The sequence below is a fragment of the Flavobacterium sp. LPB0248 genome, from assembly GCF_013388355.1.
Taxonomy (GTDB): Bacteria; Bacteroidota; Bacteroidia; order Flavobacteriales; family Flavobacteriaceae; genus Flavobacterium.
On sequence record NZ_CP058246.1, the window covers coordinates 781,624 to 800,427 of the forward strand.

Genomic DNA, 18,804 nt, shown 5'->3' on the forward strand with positions numbered 1-18,804 from the left:
AACAATATTATAAATTACACTTTTTGAATCGTTTAGCATTTCCTGGGAATTTGCTAAAAAAAAACTCCATTCGAAAATTACGAATGGAGTTTAAATATTTTTAAAAGTACTTTATTACTTTACAAATTCAATTTTTTGTGCTTCTTCTTCGTTAACACTATCAAAGAAACCTTGTTCGTTCATCCAGTCATCGCTGAATACTTTACTCATGTAACGAGAACCATGATCTGGGAAAATAGCAATAATATTACTGTCTTTTGTAAATTCTCCTTCCTCAGCATATTGCTTAATAGCTTGCATTACTGCTCCAGAAGTATACCCAACAAACAAACCTTCTTTTCTAGTAATCTCTCTTGCAGAGTGAGCACTTTCTTCGTCGGTTACTTTCATGAATTTATCAATAATATCAAAATCTGTAGCTGACGGGATTAAGTTTTTACCTAAACCTTCTATACGATATGGGTAAATTTCTTTGCTGTCAAACTCTTTTGTCTCGTGGTATTTCTTCAATACAGAACCAAAAGCATCAACTCCTAGAATTCTAATATTTGGATTTTTTTCTTTTAAGAATTTTGCAGTTCCAGAGATAGTTCCTCCTGTTCCGCTGCAAGCAACTAAGTGCGTAATTTGTCCTTTTGTTTGTTCCCAAATCTCTGGACCTGTAGTGTTGTAGTGAGCATCAATATTTAGCTGATTAAAATATTGATTAATATAGACTGACCCTTTAGTCTCTTCGTGCAAACGTTTGGCTACATTATAATAAGATCTTTCATCATCTGCAGAAACGTGAGCCGGACAGACATACACTTTGGCGCCTAAACTTCTCAACATGTCAATTTTATCTTTAGATGATTTTGAACTTACGGCCAAAATACAATTGTAACCTTTAATAATGCTTACCATTGCTAAACTAAATCCTGTATTACCAGAGGTAGTTTCGATAATGGTATCTCCTGGAGATAGAATTCCTTTTCTCTCGGCTTCTTCAATAATATATAACGCTATTCTATCTTTTGAGGAATGACCTGGGTTGAAAGCTTCTACCTTTGCGTAGAAATTTCCTTCTAACTCTTCGGTAATTTTATTTAGCTTAATAAGGGGGGTGTTTCCTATTAACTCTAAAACATTATTATAAGCAGTTATTTCTTCTTTCATAAAAAAATAGTTAATCAAAGGCCTTTTCAAATTAACCTTGATAGGTTGCAAATTTAACAAAAAATTTCTAATTAGCTTTTAATTTTTTCTAAATCTAATAAAAAACTAAATTCTTTTGCTAAGTCTTTTAAAGCCTCAAAACGTCCCGAAGCCCCGCCATGACCTGCATCCATGTTAGTATCTAAAAACAAAAGTTTATTATTTGTTTTTAAATCTCTCAATTTCGCAACCCATTTAGCTGGCTCCCAGTATTGTACCTGCGAATCGTGTAATCCGGTAGAAACATACATATTAGGATATTCTTGTGCTTTTACATTATCGTAAGGTGAGTACGATAACATATAATCATAATATTTTTTATTGTTTGGGTTTCCCCATTCGTCATACTCTCCAGTTGTAAGTGGAATACTGTCATCCAACATTGTAGTAATTACATCTACAAAAGGCACCTGAGCGATAACGCCATTATACAATTCAGGAGCTTCATTTACGATTACCCCCATTAAAAGTCCGCCAGCAGATCCTCCTTCTGCATACAAATGTTCAGGAGAAGTATACTTTTGGTCTATTACAAATTTAGAGCAATCAATGAAATCTGTAAAGGTATTTTTCTTTTTTAACAGTTTTCCGTCTTCATACCATTGTCTTCCTAAATCCTCACCTCCTCTAATATGAGCTATTGCATAAACAAATCCGCGGTCTAAGAGCGATAATCTTGTTGAAGAAAAATAGGTGTCCATCGTAATTCCGTACGAACCGTATGCGTAAAGCAACAACGGGTTTTTACCATTTTTCTCTAATCCTTTTCTATAAACCATAGAAATAGGCACTTTTACGCCATCTCTAGCCGTTGCCCAAACTCGTTCTTCAACGTAGTTGTTTTTATCAAATTTTCCACCTAAAACCTCTTGCTCTTTCAAGATTTCTTTGGTTTTAGTCTTCATATTAAAATCAATTACAGAAGATGGCGTTGCCAATGATTGGTAACTGTAACGCAAAATATCAGTATCAAAATCAACATTTGTTGTTGTATAGGCATTGTACGTCTCGCTGCCAAAAGGAAGATAATAATCCGGCTCCTCATTCCAAGGCATAATTCTAATATGATTCAATCCATTAGAACGTTCTTCTACAACTAAATAATTTTTAAATATTTCAATATCTTCCAACAAAACATCTTCTCTGTGCGGAATAAGATCTACCCAGTTTTTCTTTCCTGTTTTGTCTTCTGGCGTTTTCATTAACTTAAAATTCGTCGCCTTATCTTTATTAGTTAAGATATAAAACGAATCTTCATAATGAGAAATACTATACTCCAATCCGCGAACGCGTGGTTGAAAAACAGTAAATTCTCCTTCTGGATTACTAGAATTCAAGATTCTATATTCAGTTGTCAAAGTGCTTCCAGAGCCAATAACAATGTATTTTCTTGATTTTTCTTTGCTGATAGACACATTAAAAGTATCATCAACTTCATCATAAACTAAAACATCATTGTCTGAAGTTGTATTTAATTTATGCCTGAAAACTTTATCAGCTCTTAGTGTTGTTTCATCTTGTCTAACATAAAAAACAGTCTTGTTATCATTTGCCCAAACAGAAGCTCCTGTAACATTTTCTATTTTATCAGCTAAAATTTCACCTGTTTCTAAGTTTTTAAATTGAATTGTATATATTCTTCTTCCGACAATATCTACTCCAAAACTGGCAAATTTATTATCTGGACTAATGCTTAAACCTCCTAATTTAAAATAAGCATGTCCTTTTGCCATTTCGTTGCAGTTAAAAAGAATTTCTTCTTCGGCAGAAAGGCTTCCTTTTTTTCTGGCAAAAATTGGATAATCCTGACCAGTTTCAAAACGTGTTATATAAAAATAGCCATTGTAGAAATAAGGAACAGAAGAATCGTCTTCTTTAATCCTTGCTTTCATTTCTTCAAACAGACTATCTTTTAATTTTTGAGTATGAGAAGTCATGCTTTCGTAATAAGCATTCTCCTTATTTAGATAATCAATTACTTCTGAATTCTCTCTGTCATTAAGCCAGAAATAGTTGTCAATTCTAGCTTCTTTATGTTTTTTTAATGTCTTTGGAATTATTTTAGCCTTTGGGGCCGATATATCATTTTGCATTTATTAAGCATTAATTTTTAAATATGAAGACGCAAAAATAGCACAAACCCAACAGAACAAAATTAATTTTTTCATAAAATATTCTATTGAATTAACACAGCAATATAGTAATTTTGTCTGAAATAATTTAAAAAATCAACAAAAATGGATTTAATGGGAATGATGGGTAAACTTAAAGAAACCCAGCAAAAAATTGAAGATACCAAAAAGCGTTTAGATACTGTTTTGATTGATGAACAAAGCGCTGACGGATTATTAAAAGTTACTATTACAGCTAGTAGAAAAATAAAATCACTTTCTATTGATGATTCTCTTTTAGAAGATAAAGAACAATTAGAAGATTACTTAATTGTAACGTTAAATAAAGCAATAGAAAAAGCAACTAGTGTAAACGAAAGAGAATTAGACGCTGTAGCAAGAATGGATATGCCTTCTATTCCTGGAATGGATAATTTGTTTAAATAATAGGGACAAAGGTTCTGAGTTGCAAAGATTCAAAGGTTTTCTTTCTTTGCCATAAAAAAAGAGGATATTTTAACATCCTCTTTTTTTTAACCTTTGCTCCTTTGAACCTCTGCATCTTTGAACCTTTCACTAAAACTTCGAAAGTGTTTCCAACACATATGTATGCATCACTTCTTTGTAATCTAGATGCGTTACAATTCTGAGCTTATTATGCCCTAAAGAACTTATAAGTATATTTTTCTGTTTCAATTTTTCAATTAATAATTGATCGCTATAACCTTCTGCCAGCGAAAAAATCAAAATATTAGTTTCTACAGGTTCGATTGCCGCGATCCAAGGTTTTGTGCTTAGGATTTTTGCAATTTCTTTTGCTCTGCGGTGATCTTCTGCTAATCTTTCGATATTATGAGCCAAAGCATATAATCCAGCTGCAGCCAAATAACCTACCTGACGCATTCCTCCACCTAATATCTTCCTGATTCTCAACGCCCTGTGAATATCAGCTTTACTTCCTAACAATACTGAACCAATTGGAGCACCTAACCCTTTAGACAAACAAACGGAAATGGTATCGAAAATTGCCCCAAATTCTCTGGGATTCTGCCTTTTAGCTACTAATGCGTTCCATATTCTAGCTCCGTCCAAATGAAACTTCAAATTATGAGCATCGCATACTTTCTTTATTTCTCTTAAATCTTCCAACTCATAACACGCACCGCCACCTTTATTGGTTGTATTTTCCACACAAACCAAACTTGTTAGCGGGCTATGATAAAACTCTGGATCGTTTATTGCGGCTTTAACTTGCGCTGCCGTTATCATACCTCTGTTTCCATCTACTAAACAGCACGAAACACCGCTATTAAAAGAAACTCCTCCTCCTTCATAATGATAAACGTGAGCATATTTATCAGCTATTAGCTGTTCTCCAGGTTGCGTATGCAGTTTAATTGCAGTCTGGTTTGCCATAGTTCCAGACGGAAAGAAAAGACCAGCTTCCATACCAAAAAACTCTGCTGTTCTATTTTCCAATTCAATCACCGTTGGGTCCTGTTTGTATACATCATCGCCAACATGGGCGTTAAACATATACTGCAGCATTTCATAAGTAGGCTTTGTTATGGTATCGCTGATTAAATTTATTTCCATATTCTAAAAACTATATCTTATTTTTGTATGCAAAATTACGTATTACTTATAGTTATTCTCAGCAAGTTTTGGTAAAATTTAACTCGCTGGTTTCTCTAGACCAAATTAACGTAATAATTCTAAAAAACATATAAAAACCTATTAATTAATTTATGACAACAGCCGAACAAGTAAAAGGTATTGTGGAGCGCCTTGGTGCGTTGAGGAGGTATCTTTGACGTTGATGCCAAGCTAATCGAGATCGCAAACGAAGAAGAAAAAACGTTCGCTCCAGACTTTTGGAACAATCCAAAAGAAGCAGAAAACATTGTAAAAAATCTTCGAAATAAGAAAAAATGGATTGAAGATTATGATAAAGCAGTAGCATTAACAGAAGAACTACAGCTAGCTTATGATTTTTACAAAGAAGGAGAACTTTCTGTAGATGAATTAGATGAACAATATGAAGCTGCACAAGCACATATTGAAAATATCGAATTCAAAAACATGCTTTCGGACGAAGGTGACAGTTTAAGCGCTGTGGTTCAGATTACAGCAGGTGCTGGAGGAACCGAAAGTTGTGATTGGGCAGGAATGCTAATGCGTATGTACATGATGTGGGGAGAAAGTTATGGCTACAAAATTAAAGAGCTTAACTTTCAGGAAGGCGAGGTTGCCGGAATTAAAACCGTAACCTTAGAGTTCGAAGGTGATTATTCATTCGGATATCTAAAAGGAGAAAATGGTGTTCACCGTTTAGTTCGTATTTCGCCTTTTGACAGTAATGCGAAGCGCCATACTTCTTTCGTATCCGTTTACGTTTATCCGCTTGTAGATGACAGTATCGAAATTGACATTAATCCTGCTGATATCGAGATTACAACTTCTCGCTCAAGTGGTGCTGGTGGACAGAACGTAAACAAGGTTGAAACTAAAGTGCAACTAGTTCACAAACCAACTGGAATCCAAATTCAATGTTCTGAAACAAGGTCTCAGCAAGATAACAGACAGCGTGCCATGCAAATGCTTCGTTCTCAATTGTATGAAATCGAATTAAAGAAACAGCAAGCGCAACGTGCTGATATTGAAGCTGGGAAAATGAAAATCGAATGGGGTTCGCAAATTCGTAATTACGTAATGCAACCTTATAAATTAGTAAAAGACGTTCGTACAGGTTACGAAACCAGCGATGTTGATGGCGTAATGAACGGAAATATCGATCCTTTCCTTAAAGCCTATCTTATGATGATGGGACAGAAAGAGGAAGAATAGTATCCAGTGTTCAGTTTTTTTAGTGTTCAGTTTTCGTTTGCGGTCACAGTAAACTTGAAACCCGAAACTTTAAACTTTAAAACAAAAAATTATGATAAAATGGGCAGACGTAATTCATTTTACAAATAAAGGAAATCCAACTCCAGATAAAAAAGTGGAGAAAACGGAGGACGAATGGAAACAGATTCTAACTCCAGAAGAATTTCAGGTAACACGTTTAAAAGGGACTGAAAGATCTTTTAGTTCTGAATTGTGTAGCTTATTTGATCCTGGAATTTACGAATGTAAATGCTGCGGAACGGTTCTTTTTGATGCAAGCGAAAAGTTTGAATCAGGAACTGGCTGGCCTTCTTTTACACAGCCAATTAAAGAAAATGCAATTGGTTACCATGCTGACAAATCCTACGGGATGATTCGTGTTGAGGTAGTTTGCAATGTTTGCGATGCACATTTAGGTCACGTTTTCCCTGACGGTCCACCACCAACTGGGTTACGTTATTGTATTAACGCAGTTTCATTATCAAAAATTAAAGAATAATACATAAAAAAGCGGTTCATTAAGATGAATCGCTTTTTTTAATCTTCTATAAATAAATGATTTAACAAAACAAATGTAAGCTATAACCTAGCAATTAAATTATTTATTTTCTCTATCCAAATTTCTACCCATTTTAAGCAAAACTATCAAGTTACTGCTATTCAATTCATTAAAAAAACCTCATTAAATTAATATCCTAAATGTTAATTTTGTAAAAATTGTCATTTTATTTTAAACATTTATTAAGAAACGTAAAAATATAATTAGGTAATTAAAATGTAATTCATTTTATTTGGCAAAAAATAACCCTTAGTCGATTAAAATTTGTCAATGAGATCCTATTCAATTCAAGAAATTAACGAAGTTATTAATGGCGTAATTTACGGCAGCACTTCACAAAGCATAACTGCCACAGAACAATTAGAAAAAGCAACAACTTCGGAAATCTCATTTATCGGAAATAAAAAATACGAAAAATACTGGTCGACATCTAATGCTTCAATTGCAGTTGTAAACGAAGATATTTCAATAGAGCCTGGAGAAAATCGCGCTTTTATAAAAGTAAAAAATGCCGATTTGGCAATGTCACAAATCCTTGCCCTTTTTGCTCCCCCTGCCCCAATCTTTCATAACAATATTCATAAAACAGCCACGATAGACGAAACTGCTATAATTGGCGAAGGCGTTAAAATTGGTGCCGGATGTTACATTGGTCCAAAAGTTGAAATTGGCGCTAATACAGTAATTTACCCAAATGTGACTATTTTAGACGAATGCACAATCGGAAGAAATACAACTATCTGGTCTGGAACCGTTATTCGTGAACGTTGTCATATTGGAAGCGAATGCATCATTCACCCCAACGCAACAATTGGCGCAGATGGTTTCGGATTTCGTGCTTGCACTGAAAAAGGTTTGGTAAAAATTCCGCAAATTGGAAATGTAATTATTGGCAACGGTGTAGAAATTGGAGCAAATTCGTGTGTTGATCGCGGAAAATTCAGCTCTACAATTCTTGGTGACGGATGCAAAATAGACAATTTAGTTCAGATTGGACATAACAGCAAATTAGGCAAGTTCTGTATTATGGCTGGAAATAGTGGTTTAGCAGGTTCTGTAACTTTAGGAAACGGAGTTATCATCGGCGGAAGCGCTTCAATAAAAGATCATACTTCTATTGGCGACGGTGCTATAATTGGTGCAGGATCCGGCGTGACTGGAGATGTCCCTGCAGGAAAAACAATGCTTGGGTATCCAGCTGTTGAAGCTCGAGATGCTTTAAAACAATGGGCACTATTAAAACAAATGGTTTGTGGTCCTAAAAAATAATTTTAATTAAAAACCTTAATAAAGAAACATCCATTGAACGGATGTTTTTTTTTATTTAATAGTATTTCTTAATTCACAAAGCAACTCGTTTATTTCAATTGATTTTGTAAATTAGCCAACACTATTTTATCAAATCAATACTATACCATGGATTTAAACTTCAATAAAAACGAAGATCACAATAAATTACTTCTTTCTGAACTAAAACAAAAATTTGCAAAAGTAAAATTAGGCGGAGGCGAAAAAAGAATCGAGAAACTGCATTCTGAAGGTAAAATGACTGCTCGCGAAAGAATTGCTTATTTATTGGATGAAAATTCTAAAAGTATTGAAATAGGAGGTTTTGCCGGTGAAGGAATGTATCCAGAACATGGCGGTTGTCCTTCTGGAGGTGTTGTGGTTAAAATTGGCTACATCAGAGGGAAACAATGCATTGTAGTTGCCAATGACGCCACTGTGAAAGCTGGAGCTTGGTTTCCTATTACAGGAAAGAAAAACCTTCGTGCACAGGAAATTGCCATGGAAAACCGACTTCCTATTATTTATCTAGTAGACAGCGCTGGCGTTTATCTGCCAATGCAAGATGAAATTTTTCCTGATAAAGAACATTTCGGAAGAATTTTTAGAAATAATGCTCAAATGAGCAGCATGGGAATCACTCAAATTGCTGCAGTCATGGGAAGCTGTGTTGCTGGAGGCGCCTACTTACCAATTATGAGCGATGAAGCTTTAATAGTTGATAAAACAGGAAGTATTTTTCTTGCTGGAAGTTATTTGGTAAAGGCCGCAATTGGCGAAACTATTGATAACGAAACTTTAGGAGGTGCTACAACGCATTGTGAAATTTCAGGCGTTACCGACTATAAAGCCAAAGACGACAAAGACGCTTTAGATAAAATTAAAAATATTGTAGATAAAATTGGTGATTTTGATAAAGCAGGATATAGTAGAATCAAATCGGAGAAACCAGCTTTAGAACCAAATGATATTTATGGAATTCTGCCAAAAGCTAGAACTGAACAATATGATATGATGGAAATTATCAAACGTTTGGTTGATAATTCAGAATTTGAAGCTTATAAAGAAGGTTACGGGCAATCGCTGATTACAGGTTATGCCAGAATTGATGGCTGGGCTGTTGGAATTGTAGCCAATCAAAGAAAAGTAGTAAAAACCAAAAAAGGCGAAATGCAGTTTGGAGGAGTTATTTATTCGGATAGTGCTGACAAAGCCACTCGTTTTATTGCCAATTGCAATCAGAAAAAAATTCCATTGGTATTTTTACAAGACGTAACAGGTTTCATGGTGGGTTCAAAATCAGAACATGGCGGAATTATTAAAGATGGTGCTAAAATGGTAAATGCCGTAAGTAATTCTGTTGTTCCTAAATTTACCGTTATTGTCGGAAACTCGTATGGTGCAGGAAATTATGCGATGTGCGGAAAAGCATACGACCCTCGATTAATATTTGCTTGGCCAAGTGCTGAACTTGCTGTTATGGGCGGAACTCAAGCTGCAAAAGTACTGGCACAAATCGAAGCTTCTTCGCTTAAAGCAAAAGGAGAAACCGTTGACGAAGCAAAAGAAGCCGAATTATTCGATAAAATAAAAGCACGTTACGACGAGCAGACTTCGCCGTACTATGCTGCCTCAAGATTATGGACAGACGCTATTATAGATCCATTAGAAACTCGTAACTGGATTTCGATTGGAATCGAAGCTGCAAACCACGCTCCTATTCAAAAACCTTTTAATTTGGGAGTGATCCAAGTCTAGCGATTTAAGAATTCTCAACAAGACGTTAAATAAAAAGCAAAAAACTCATTTTCTAGCTGTTTAAAATACACATATCATTAAAAATTAGTAACTTAGTATATAATTTTTAATCACACAACATCATGGAAAATGTAAAAAGTTTGAATAAATGGGCGAATTCGCACACTTATTTACCAGTTGATTTAGTACGTATTGTTTTGGGTGGATTTTTATTTATGAAAGGTGTCTCTTTCGTCACCAATATTCAGTACCTGCATGATTTGATTTCCCCAATTGACAAGTTTGGAGGAGGTATGTTTATGCTGCATTACATTGCTCCTGCCCACATGATTGGTGGTATAATGATTATTTTTGGACTTTTAACCAGATGGGCAATTGCAGCCCAATTACCCATTTTATTTGGTGCTGTTCTTGTAAATTCTATGGGAAGAATGCATTCTGAAAGTTTGGCTTTAGCTATCATCGTTTTATTAGTCTGCATATTCTTCCTGTTTTATGGAAGTGGAAAACACTCGGCAGATTATTATTTTAAAATGCAACAATAGACTCATATGTCCTCAGTTTAGCTGAGGACTTTTTTTTGAGTGTTAATTAATTCCATAAAATTTCTTTAATTGCGTTTTATGACTTAAATTCGCCGACATGAATTGGATTCGTAAAACCGTTATTTTTATTACGCTTTTGCTTGCAGGATTGTTTGCTTATCAAGCAGACCAAGGTTCTGTACGCATAATCGAAACGGAAAAATCCGATACTAACTTCTGCAAAGACATTCCTGATTCGTCTGCTTTTATACAGCCACAAGGAAGCTACCAATTTGCAGCAAACATCAAGACAAATCCAACGGGAATAATTAAATGTTTTGATACTCTTTTACCGCTGATCCCGCAGCATCAAACCGTTACATCTGTTACAGCATATACTAAACTCTTTACAACTCAAAGTAAAAAGGTTTCGGTCATACTCTATGCTTTCCATTTTTTCTGGTAAATAAATACTTGATTTTTTTTAGAAGAATTAATTCTTCTGTACTTACATAGCCGTTTTCAAGCCGAAAACTGTTTTGCATATCATTTATTTATTACATTAAAACTTTATGGAAACTACTACCACAATAATGGGTATTGTGATTTTAATTATTGTTGCTATCCCAATTTATTTTTCTGCACGTTCATCAGCTGCAAGCAAATCAAGAATATTAAACATAAAAAAAAGATTCAATCCAACTCATCCAGAGGATTTTGACTTGACAGAATCAATCAACAATAAGACTTTAACGATTGATCAGAAAAACAATAAATTTATTTTGATGAATTTTAATCCAAATCAGCAAGAATCAATTTATGTCGATTTGAATACTATTGCTTCATGCAAATTAATTCCAACTACAGATTCAGGATCAGATACTATTATCAAAATAGATTTTGAATTTCAAGAAAAAGAAACATCTAAAAAATTAATAATTCCATTCTATGATTTTGATGATGACCGTATCAAACAGATTAGTGTCTATCAAGATCATCAGTTTGCGAAAAAATGGCTTAAAATCATCCAAGATTCTATATCACGTTAGTTATTTAATTCAGAAAAGAGACTCAATTTTGGGTCTCTTTTTATTTACAAGTTTCATGATATTTGTCATTTTATGTCTTAGTCCAAAGTTTTAATTTTGATGTAAACTAAATCCGTCATTATGAAAATTTCTTTGACTCAAAAGTACAATGTCCCAGGTCCAAGATATACTAGTTATCCGACAGTTCCATATTGGAATGAAGCAGACTTTACTGCAGAAAAATGGATTACCACTTTAAAGCAATCATTTTCTGAAAGCAATTTGGAGAACGGAATAAGTTTATACATTCATCTTCCTTTCTGTGAGAGTATGTGTACTTTCTGCGGATGCAATAAACGCATTACCAAAAATCATTCAGTAGAAGAAAAATACATTCAGGCTGTTTTGAAAGAATGGAAAATGTATTGTGATTTGCTTCCTGAAAAACCCGTAATTAAAGAAATCCACTTAGGTGGAGGAACTCCTACATTCTTTTCAAAAGAGAATTTAGAATGTCTTATTAACGGAATTTTTGATCATGCTGTAAGAGCAGAAAACCACGAATTTAGTTTTGAAGGACATCCAAATAACACGACACACGAACAGCTTAAAAAATTATATGATTTAGGCTTTCGTCGAGTAAGTTTCGGAGTACAAGATTATTCTGCCACAGTTCAAAAAGCTATTAATAGAATTCAGCCATTTCATAATGTTGCCAAAGTTACTTTTTGGGCAAAAGAAATTGGCTATACTTCTATTGGACATGATATTATTTTTGGTCTTCCATTTCAAACTATTGAAGATGTTGTTGATACGGTTGAAAAAACCAATTCATTAAAACCAGATAGATTGGCATTTTACAGCTATGCGCACGTGCCTTGGATAAAAGGAAACGGACAACGTGGTTTTAATGACAAAAATCTTCCAAAAGATGCAGAAAAGAGAAAGCTGTATGAAATTGGCAAACAACTCCTTATTCAAAATGGATATCACGAAATTGGAATGGATCATTTTGCCTTAGCAGATGATAGTTTATACAAAGCTGCTCACAACGGAAATCTGCATAGAAATTTCATGGGTTACAGTGCGTCTAAAACTCAAGTTATGATTGGCTTAGGCGTTTCTTCTATAAGCGACAGCTGGTATAGTTTCGCTCAAAACACAAAGAACCTTGAAGAATATTATGAAATTTTAGATTCAGATAAACTTCCTGTTGTAAAAGGCCATATTTTAACTGATGAGGATTTGATTATCCGAAAACACATTCTTAATTTAACTTGCGAATTAGAAACTTCCTGGACAGCAGAACGCTTGAATTTTGCAGAGCTTCCTGAAACTTTGGCCGCTCTTAATGAAATCGAAAATGATAATTTAATTTGTATTGAAGATCATAAAATCAAGATTACAGAAGCTGGAAGACCTTTTGTACGTAATATTTGTATGGCTTTTGATTTACATCTAAAAAGAAAGTCACCGGAAACAAATCTGTTTTCGATGACTGTATAATTAAAAATTTAAATCTTATTTCTAGTGGCAGTTTGGAGTCTGCTGTACAAACAAACTCATGTTTGAAGGGGAAATATAAGGAATTCCTAATCCCAATCCTCTAAGGATAAATAAAACGCCAATTATAACCGCAACATAAGGAATTGCCTTTTGGATTTTGTTTCTGAAAGGCAGTTTTAATAATGTGTTGACATAAACCACAACCGTCATTAGAGGTATCGTTCCAATTCCAAATAAAAGCATGTAAAGCACACCATAACCAGCACTTTGCATTGCAATTGCTCCAAATAAAGCAACATAAACCATTCCACATGGTAAAAATCCATTTAAGAGACCAATTGTAAATAGTGATTTATAACTCTTATTTTTAAACTGACTTCCTAGATTAGTTTTAATTTTTGAAATGATTTTATAAACTGGTTTTGAAAAATTGTATTGCGCAAATTTTTTTTCAGGAATCAAAACCACAATAATCATGATTAACCCAATAATTATCGACATTTTCTGCTGTAATCCTGCCAGAAAAAAACCTCTTCCGAGCAATCCAAAAATCAATCCGATTATTGAATAAGCTGTTAATCGGCCGAAGTGATAAGTCATAATCTGCGTTGCCTTTTTAGCTTCATTTTGTCTATCTACGGGAAGCATCATCGCAATTGGTCCGCACATTCCAACACAATGCAGACTACTGATTAAACCTAAAAAGAAAGCAGAGAATAACATTTTTTTTAATTTACGTAAATAACTTCTTTTGTGAGATATTTTTTCCCCTCATACTGCCACTCCATATTCACATCCCAGCGCCCTTTTATTAATTTTTTCTGCGGAATAATTATTTCTGAATTCGTTAAAGCAATTTGAGTATTAAAGTCGAATTTTTTGTTTGAAGGTCTATATAGCTGAATATTTCCTTTCACTTTATCACTTTCAAATCCTGCAGGAAAAATTACAGCCACACCTTCTCCCGTATATTTTATTGATGGTTTATGCTGTAAATCATGCGCATTTTGAATCCTTGCCATCTCTTCCTGAAAGTGTGTATCATGTTTGTAATATTCCTCTACAACCAAATCATTATCATATTTAGAATTTGACTGCACTTCAAACACAAAATATAAAATAAATGTCATAAACAATCCGAATGCAATGACAATTCCTGTTCCCCAATTAAATTTCATGATGTAAATGTTTTAATTAAAACTGCGTGGTCCTAAGAAATTTGTTGATGTAGTTTCTATGAGTTCAGAACCATTATAAACTCCTATTTTTACTTTAGTTTTATCACTTTCTAATAAAACTTCATCAATTTCGATAAACAATGTTCCTTGAGAAATTCCTTCTTTTGGAACTTTAAAATGTCTTTTACCAACATTTTTTATTTCACCTTTTTGATCGATTAATTCGAAATGAATATCGTTGTAATCTTTCATTGTTTTGTTTACAATTTTATAAGTGTAAACATTACTGATTTTTTCTCCATTATGCTGAAATAATTGACCAGGCAAACGTAGAACAACTGCCTGAACATCTGTTCTTAAAAACAGCATTCCAACAAAAATACTCAATAAAATAAACAAAACCGCTGTATATCCTTTCATTCTAGTGGTGAACTTGAAAGGCTCTTTTTTTGCAATTTCATCTTCAGATGCATAACGAATAAGACCTTTTGGTAATCCTACAGATTCCATAATATGATCACATTCATCAATACAAGCTGTACAGTTTGTACATTCTAACTGTGTTCCGTTTCTAATGTCAATCCCCATCGGGCAAACATGAACACATTGCAAACAATCAATACAATCTCCTTTTCCTGTTAATGCTCTGTCTTCATTCTTTTTGAATTTAGCACGTCCCTCTTCTTTTTCTCCACGAACAAAATCGTAGGCAACATTTATTGATTTATTGTCTAAAAGAACACCTTGTAATCTTCCGTATGGACAAGCTATAATACAAACCTGTTCACGAAACCATACAAAAACAAAATAGAAGATTCCAGTAAATATGAGCAGTGCAATAAAATTACTAGCTTGAGCGATAGGTCCTTGCTCTATCATTAGGAATAAAGTATCGCTTCCTACTAAATAAGCCAAAAAGATATTTGCAATAAGAAAAGAGATAAGAAAGAAAATAGTCCATTTTAAAACTCGTTTTCTAATTTTCTCACTATTCCATTCCATTCTTGCTAAACGAGACTGGGAACCTCGGTCTCCGTCAATCCAATATTCAATACGGCGGAAAACCATTTCAAGAAAAATCGTTTGGGGGCAGATCCAGCCACAAAATATTCTTCCAAAAACAACAGTAAACAATATTATAAATACAACGCCGACAAGCATTGAAATTACGAAGAGATAAAAATCCTGTGGCCAAAAAGGGAATCCAAAAATATTAAAACGACGTTCTAAGATATTGAACATCATAAACTGATTCCCATTAACCTTAATGAAAGGATTTATGAATAAAATTGCCAATAAGACATAACTGACAATTTTTCTATATTCATAAAATTTACCAGACGGTTTTTTAGGAAATATAAATTTTCGTTTTCCACCTTCATCTATTGTTCCGATGGTATCTCTAAAAGCTTCGTCTGGTAAATTTGACATGATATTCTAATTATTTTTTAACTTCTGTGGTATCTTTTGGGGCTGCAGAGGCCGCATCTGTTTTGGGAGCACTATCATCTACCCAAACTTCTCCCTCTGCTTCTTTCGGATCTTTAGGATTACTTCCTTGTAAAGACAGAATGTAACTTGCCACTTTTTGTATTTCTTTTGGTTTAAGGGTTCCTTTCCAAGCGATCATCCCTTTACCATCTCTACCTCCGTTTGTAATGGTGTGGAATAAATTTTTAATTCCTCCTCCTAAGATCCATTTATCATCTGTAAGGTTTGGTCCAATCTGTCCTCCAGCATCTGCACGGTGACATGCTGCACAATTGGTTACAAAAATTTCTTTTCCAGCAGCTAAACTCGGTTCGTCAGTAAGTAAAACAACCGTTTTTTCATCCATTAAATCTGGTGCCGTTTTCATATACTCCTCAACGTCTATCTTTGCCTGCGCCATTTCTTTCTTCAACTCCATTTCCTGATCATCAGCTCCTAAAACATCATAACGCACCACATAAATTACTCCGAAAATGATACAGATGTAGAATAAATACACCCACCATGGCGGTAAATTATTATCCAGCTCTTTAATTCCGTCATAATCATGATCCATCAATAGGTCAGCCTCTTTTTCAATTGGCTCTGTTTTAGTCAATTTGTGCATTAGGTTTTTAAACCAAGTGCTTTCTTTAAGACTTAAACTATCTTCAAGTTCCTTTTGTGCCTTTTCTTCAGGTGATAATAATTGATACATCACTCGATTTACTGCGCTCAGTGTAATCTCTATCGCAATCAGAATAAATAAAAAGACAAATAAAAAGAGTGACACCATTGGAAATTTCACAAAAGCCGGTTTATCACCCGAGTCTATAAAATATTCCATCAAAGCAAATACGATGAAGAAAATCAACGGTACTCTAACATATACTGGGAAAAACTTTTTCATTTTTATCTATCTTTTGTGATTACACTAAGTCCTTCATCTAAAGGTATATTACTCATTTCTTGAATTTTTTCTTTTCTATAAGAGAACACCCAAATGCCTAATCCTACAAAGAAGAAGAAGAAAATCAAGAGGGAAATAATCGGGTATAATTCTACACCCGATATTGTTTCCATATTGTGTTTTATTTGTTCAAACATAATGCTGTTATTTTGAAGTTTCTTTTACTTTAATATCAGTACCAAGTCTTTGAATATAAGCAATCAAAGCAACGATTTCTCTTTCGTTCATCGGAATGAATTTCTCGCCTTTTGCAGCAGCTTTTTTACGGCTGTCTTCATAACTCTTAACGAAATCAGGATCGCTTTCTAAGCTTTTCTCTATCTTAACAGCCTGTTCTCTTAATGTTCTTTGCGCATTTGCAACTTCTTCTGGAGTATATGGCACTCCTAAAGAAATCATTGCCTGCATTTTTTTCTGAGTCAATGAAATGTCCATCGGTTTGTTATCAAATAACCATTTATAACCTGGCATAATTGATCCCGCAGATGTACTTTGCGGATTCCACATGTGGTTAAAATGCCAGTTATCATTGTACTTACCACCTACTCTTAATAAGTCTGGTCCTGTACGTTTTGACCCCCATAAGAATGGATGGTCGTAAACAAATTCACCCGCTTTTGACTGAACCCCATAACGTTCTACTTCACTTCTAAACGGACGAACTGATTGTGAGTGACATCCAACGCAACCTTCTCTAATGTATAAGTCACGTCCTTCAAGCTCTAACGGTGTATATGGTTTTACACTTGAAATTGTCGGAATATTTGATTTGACCATAATCGTTGGAACAATCTGAATAATACCTCCAATTAAAATTGCAATTGTTGCTAAAATGGTTAATTGAATTGGTTTTCTTTCTAACCATGAGTGGAATTTCTCTCCACTTAATCTACTGCTTTTTATTGTTTGTAAAGCTGGTGCCTGAGCCAATTCATCTTCAATAGTATTACCTGCTTTTACGGTCATAATAATATTATAAACCAAAGTAAGCATACCAATTAGATACAAACTACCTCCGATAGCTCTCATCCAATACATTGGCATAATAGCGGTTACTGTTTCAAGGAAGTTACCATAAGTTAAAGTACCATCTGGATTAAACTGTTTCCACATTGACGCTTGTTGGAAACCTGCCACATATAGTGGAATTGTATATACGATAATACCTAAAGTACCAATCCAGAAATGGAAGTTTGCTAATTTCTTAGAGAATAATTCTGATTTTGTCATTCGTGGAATTAGCCAATAGATAATACCAAATGACATGAAACCGTTCCAAGCTAATGCTCCTACGTGTACGTGCGCTACGATCCAGTCAGTATAGTGCGCAATAGCATTTACATTTTTTAAAGATAACATCGGACCTTCAAAAGTTGCCATACCGTAACCCGTAATCGCTACAACGAAGAATTTTAAAACTGGTTCTTCACGAACTTTATCCCAAGCTCCTCTTAATGTAAGAAGACCATTGATCATACCTCCCCAAGATGGAGCAATTAACATTACTGAGAATGCAACTCCTAAATTCTGAGCCCAGTTTGGCAATGCAGAATATAATAAGTGGTGTGGTCCAGCCCAGATATAGATAAAGATTAAAGACCAAAAGTGAATAATAGATAATCTATAAGAGTAAACAGGTCTGTTTGCAATTTTTGGAACGAAATAGTACATTAATCCCAAGAATGGAGTTGTAAGGAAGAATGCTACCGCATTATGCCCGTACCACCATTGTACAAGCGCGTCCTGAACACCTGCATACACTGAGTAACTTTTTAAAGCTGAAACCGGAATTTCTATATTATTAAAGATATGAAGTACTGCTACTGTCACAAATGTTGCTAAATAAAACCAGATTGCAACATAAAGATGGCGCTCTCTACGACGCAACATCGTACCAATCATATTGATCCCCATTACAACCCAAATTAAAGCGATTGCAATGTCAATTGGCCACTCTAGCTCTGCATATTCTTTAGAAGAAGTATAACCTAACGGAAGTGTGATTGCTGCAGCCACAATAATTAGCTGCCAGCCCCAGAAATGAAGATTACTTAAAAAATCACTAAACATTCTGGCTTTTAGCAATCTTTGTAGCGAGTAATACATACCGGCAAAAAAAGCATTACCCACAAAGGCAAAAATAACTGCGTTAGTGTGTAACGGTCTTAATCGTCCGTAACTCAGCCACGGAATCCCATCTGTCATGTTGGGAAAAAGGTACATTACCGCTAAGGTAAGTCCCACTAACATACCCACAACACCAAAGAGTATTGTGGCGTAAATGAATTTTTTTACAATTTTGTTGTCGTAATAAAACTGTTCCATTTCCATAA

At 34.4% G+C, this 18,804-nt stretch carries 18 protein-coding genes; 9 read left to right on the forward strand and 9 right to left on the reverse strand.

The window, feature by feature from the left end; translation table 11 throughout:
* Positions 1 to 114 precede the first annotated feature (114 nt).
* Together LPB248_RS03110 and LPB248_RS03115 are read right to left on the reverse strand one after the other, a co-directional pair.
* A complete protein-coding gene (locus LPB248_RS03110; RefSeq protein ID WP_008462690.1) occupies positions 115 to 1,155 on the reverse strand; it encodes a PLP-dependent cysteine synthase family protein in 1,041 nt (346 codons plus the stop codon).
* Positions 1,156 to 1,226: 71 nt separating this feature from the next.
* Positions 1,227 to 3,287 carry a S9 family peptidase gene (locus LPB248_RS03115; RefSeq protein ID WP_177210136.1) on the reverse strand — a complete coding sequence of 687 codons (2,061 nt, stop codon included), beginning with the start codon at positions 3,285 to 3,287 and terminating at the stop codon, positions 1,227 to 1,229.
* Positions 3,288 to 3,431: 144 nt separating this feature from the next.
* Here LPB248_RS03115 and LPB248_RS03120 point away from each other — a divergent pair, with 144 nt between their 5' ends.
* Positions 3,432 to 3,752: a YbaB/EbfC family nucleoid-associated protein gene (locus tag LPB248_RS03120; protein WP_008462685.1), complete on the forward strand. Its 321-nt coding sequence runs from the start codon at positions 3,432 to 3,434 to the stop codon at positions 3,750 to 3,752.
* Positions 3,753 to 3,881: 129 nt separating this feature from the next.
* Here LPB248_RS03120 and LPB248_RS03125 read toward each other — a convergent pair whose 3' ends face one another.
* Positions 3,882 to 4,901, reverse strand: coding sequence for a threonine aldolase family protein (locus LPB248_RS03125; RefSeq protein ID WP_177210137.1), 1,020 nt, complete (start codon positions 4,899 to 4,901; stop codon positions 3,882 to 3,884).
* 152 nt (positions 4,902 to 5,053) lie between these two features.
* Here LPB248_RS03125 and prfB point away from each other — a divergent pair.
* From prfB to hemN, 8 genes are all read left to right on the forward strand, one after another.
* A protein-coding gene (gene prfB, locus LPB248_RS03130; protein ID WP_177210138.1) for a peptide chain release factor 2 occupies positions 5,054 to 6,152 on the forward strand; the annotation gives its coding sequence in 2 pieces (ribosomal slippage) (positions 5,054 to 5,116 and positions 5,118 to 6,152; 1,098 coding nt in all).
* A gap of 91 nt (positions 6,153 to 6,243) precedes the next feature.
* Positions 6,244 to 6,690, forward strand: a complete 447-nt coding sequence (gene msrB, locus LPB248_RS03135; RefSeq protein ID WP_177210139.1) for a peptide-methionine (R)-S-oxide reductase MsrB — start codon at positions 6,244 to 6,246, stop codon at positions 6,688 to 6,690.
* Between the two features lie 330 nt (positions 6,691 to 7,020).
* Positions 7,021 to 8,019: a UDP-3-O-(3-hydroxymyristoyl)glucosamine N-acyltransferase gene (lpxD, locus tag LPB248_RS03140; protein WP_177210140.1), complete on the forward strand. Its 999-nt coding sequence runs from the start codon at positions 7,021 to 7,023 to the stop codon at positions 8,017 to 8,019.
* A gap of 147 nt (positions 8,020 to 8,166) precedes the next feature.
* A complete protein-coding gene (locus LPB248_RS03145) occupies positions 8,167 to 9,795 on the forward strand; it encodes an acyl-CoA carboxylase subunit beta (protein WP_177210141.1) in 1,629 nt (542 codons plus the stop codon).
* Between the two features lie 122 nt (positions 9,796 to 9,917).
* Positions 9,918 to 10,340 carry a DoxX family protein gene (locus tag LPB248_RS03150; RefSeq protein ID WP_177210142.1) on the forward strand — a complete coding sequence of 141 codons (423 nt, stop codon included), beginning with the start codon at positions 9,918 to 9,920 and terminating at the stop codon, positions 10,338 to 10,340.
* 97 nt (positions 10,341 to 10,437) lie between these two features.
* On the forward strand, positions 10,438 to 10,785 hold the full coding sequence (locus LPB248_RS03155) for a hypothetical protein (RefSeq protein WP_177210143.1): 348 nt from the start codon (positions 10,438 to 10,440) through the stop codon (positions 10,783 to 10,785).
* A gap of 106 nt (positions 10,786 to 10,891) precedes the next feature.
* Positions 10,892 to 11,368, forward strand: a complete 477-nt coding sequence (locus LPB248_RS03160; RefSeq protein ID WP_177210144.1) for a hypothetical protein — start codon at positions 10,892 to 10,894, stop codon at positions 11,366 to 11,368.
* A 120-nt stretch (positions 11,369 to 11,488) separates the two neighbouring features.
* Positions 11,489 to 12,853: an oxygen-independent coproporphyrinogen III oxidase gene (hemN, locus tag LPB248_RS03165; protein ID WP_177210145.1), complete on the forward strand. Its 1,365-nt coding sequence runs from the start codon at positions 11,489 to 11,491 to the stop codon at positions 12,851 to 12,853.
* 21 nt (positions 12,854 to 12,874) lie between these two features.
* On the opposite strand, the gene LPB248_RS03170 is transcribed toward hemN, so the two are convergent.
* From LPB248_RS03170 to ccoN, 6 genes are read right to left on the reverse strand one after another with little or no spacing between them, the layout of a single operon-like run.
* Positions 12,875 to 13,576, reverse strand: coding sequence for a sulfite exporter TauE/SafE family protein (locus LPB248_RS03170; protein WP_177210146.1), 702 nt, complete (start codon positions 13,574 to 13,576; stop codon positions 12,875 to 12,877).
* 5 nt (positions 13,577 to 13,581) lie between these two features.
* The gene (locus LPB248_RS03175; protein ID WP_008462668.1) at positions 13,582 to 14,031 is read right to left on the reverse strand and encodes a FixH family protein; all 450 of its coding nucleotides are present in this window, start codon (positions 14,029 to 14,031) and stop codon (positions 13,582 to 13,584) included.
* Between the two features lie 12 nt (positions 14,032 to 14,043).
* Positions 14,044 to 15,462, reverse strand: coding sequence for a cytochrome c oxidase accessory protein CcoG (gene ccoG, locus LPB248_RS03180; protein WP_177210147.1), 1,419 nt, complete (start codon positions 15,460 to 15,462; stop codon positions 14,044 to 14,046).
* A gap of 10 nt (positions 15,463 to 15,472) precedes the next feature.
* Positions 15,473 to 16,411, reverse strand: a complete 939-nt coding sequence (locus LPB248_RS03185; RefSeq protein WP_177210148.1) for a cbb3-type cytochrome c oxidase N-terminal domain-containing protein — start codon at positions 16,409 to 16,411, stop codon at positions 15,473 to 15,475.
* 2 nt (positions 16,412 to 16,413) lie between these two features.
* Positions 16,414 to 16,608 (reverse strand): CcoQ/FixQ family Cbb3-type cytochrome c oxidase assembly chaperone, encoded by a 195-nt coding sequence (locus tag LPB248_RS03190; RefSeq protein WP_111378528.1) that lies wholly within the window; start codon positions 16,606 to 16,608, stop codon positions 16,414 to 16,416.
* Positions 16,609 to 16,615: 7 nt separating this feature from the next.
* Positions 16,616 to 18,802, reverse strand: coding sequence for a cytochrome-c oxidase, cbb3-type subunit I (ccoN, locus tag LPB248_RS03195; RefSeq protein ID WP_177210149.1), 2,187 nt, complete (start codon positions 18,800 to 18,802; stop codon positions 16,616 to 16,618).
* Between the last annotated feature and the right edge of the window lie 2 nt (positions 18,803 to 18,804).

Coding starts and splice junctions, on each gene's coding strand:
- LPB248_RS03170 (WP_177210146.1), bottom strand. CDS start 13,576: ATGTTATTCTCTGCTTTCTTTTTAGGTTTAATCAGTAGTCTGCATTGT.
- ccoN (WP_177210149.1), bottom strand. CDS start 18,802: ATGGAAATGGAACAGTTTTATTACGACAACAAAATTGTAAAAAAATTC.
- LPB248_RS03160 (WP_177210144.1), top strand. CDS start 10,892: ATGGAAACTACTACCACAATAATGGGTATTGTGATTTTAATTATTGTT.
- LPB248_RS03110 (WP_008462690.1), bottom strand. CDS start 1,155: ATGAAAGAAGAAATAACTGCTTATAATAATGTTTTAGAGTTAATAGGA.
- LPB248_RS03190 (WP_111378528.1), bottom strand. CDS start 16,608: ATGTTTGAACAAATAAAACACAATATGGAAACAATATCGGGTGTAGAA.
- LPB248_RS03175 (WP_008462668.1), bottom strand. CDS start 14,031: ATGAAATTTAATTGGGGAACAGGAATTGTCATTGCATTCGGATTGTTT.
- LPB248_RS03155 (WP_177210143.1), top strand. CDS start 10,438: ATGAATTGGATTCGTAAAACCGTTATTTTTATTACGCTTTTGCTTGCA.
- LPB248_RS03145 (WP_177210141.1), top strand. CDS start 8,167: ATGGATTTAAACTTCAATAAAAACGAAGATCACAATAAATTACTTCTT.
- ccoG (WP_177210147.1), bottom strand. CDS start 15,462: ATGTCAAATTTACCAGACGAAGCTTTTAGAGATACCATCGGAACAATA.
- LPB248_RS03125 (WP_177210137.1), bottom strand. CDS start 4,901: ATGGAAATAAATTTAATCAGCGATACCATAACAAAGCCTACTTATGAA.
- msrB (WP_177210139.1), top strand. CDS start 6,244: ATGATAAAATGGGCAGACGTAATTCATTTTACAAATAAAGGAAATCCA.
- LPB248_RS03185 (WP_177210148.1), bottom strand. CDS start 16,411: ATGAAAAAGTTTTTCCCAGTATATGTTAGAGTACCGTTGATTTTCTTC.
- LPB248_RS03120 (WP_008462685.1), top strand. CDS start 3,432: ATGGATTTAATGGGAATGATGGGTAAACTTAAAGAAACCCAGCAAAAA.
- lpxD (WP_177210140.1), top strand. CDS start 7,021: ATGAGATCCTATTCAATTCAAGAAATTAACGAAGTTATTAATGGCGTA.
- LPB248_RS03150 (WP_177210142.1), top strand. CDS start 9,918: ATGGAAAATGTAAAAAGTTTGAATAAATGGGCGAATTCGCACACTTAT.
- hemN (WP_177210145.1), top strand. CDS start 11,489: ATGAAAATTTCTTTGACTCAAAAGTACAATGTCCCAGGTCCAAGATAT.
- LPB248_RS03115 (WP_177210136.1), bottom strand. CDS start 3,287: ATGCAAAATGATATATCGGCCCCAAAGGCTAAAATAATTCCAAAGACA.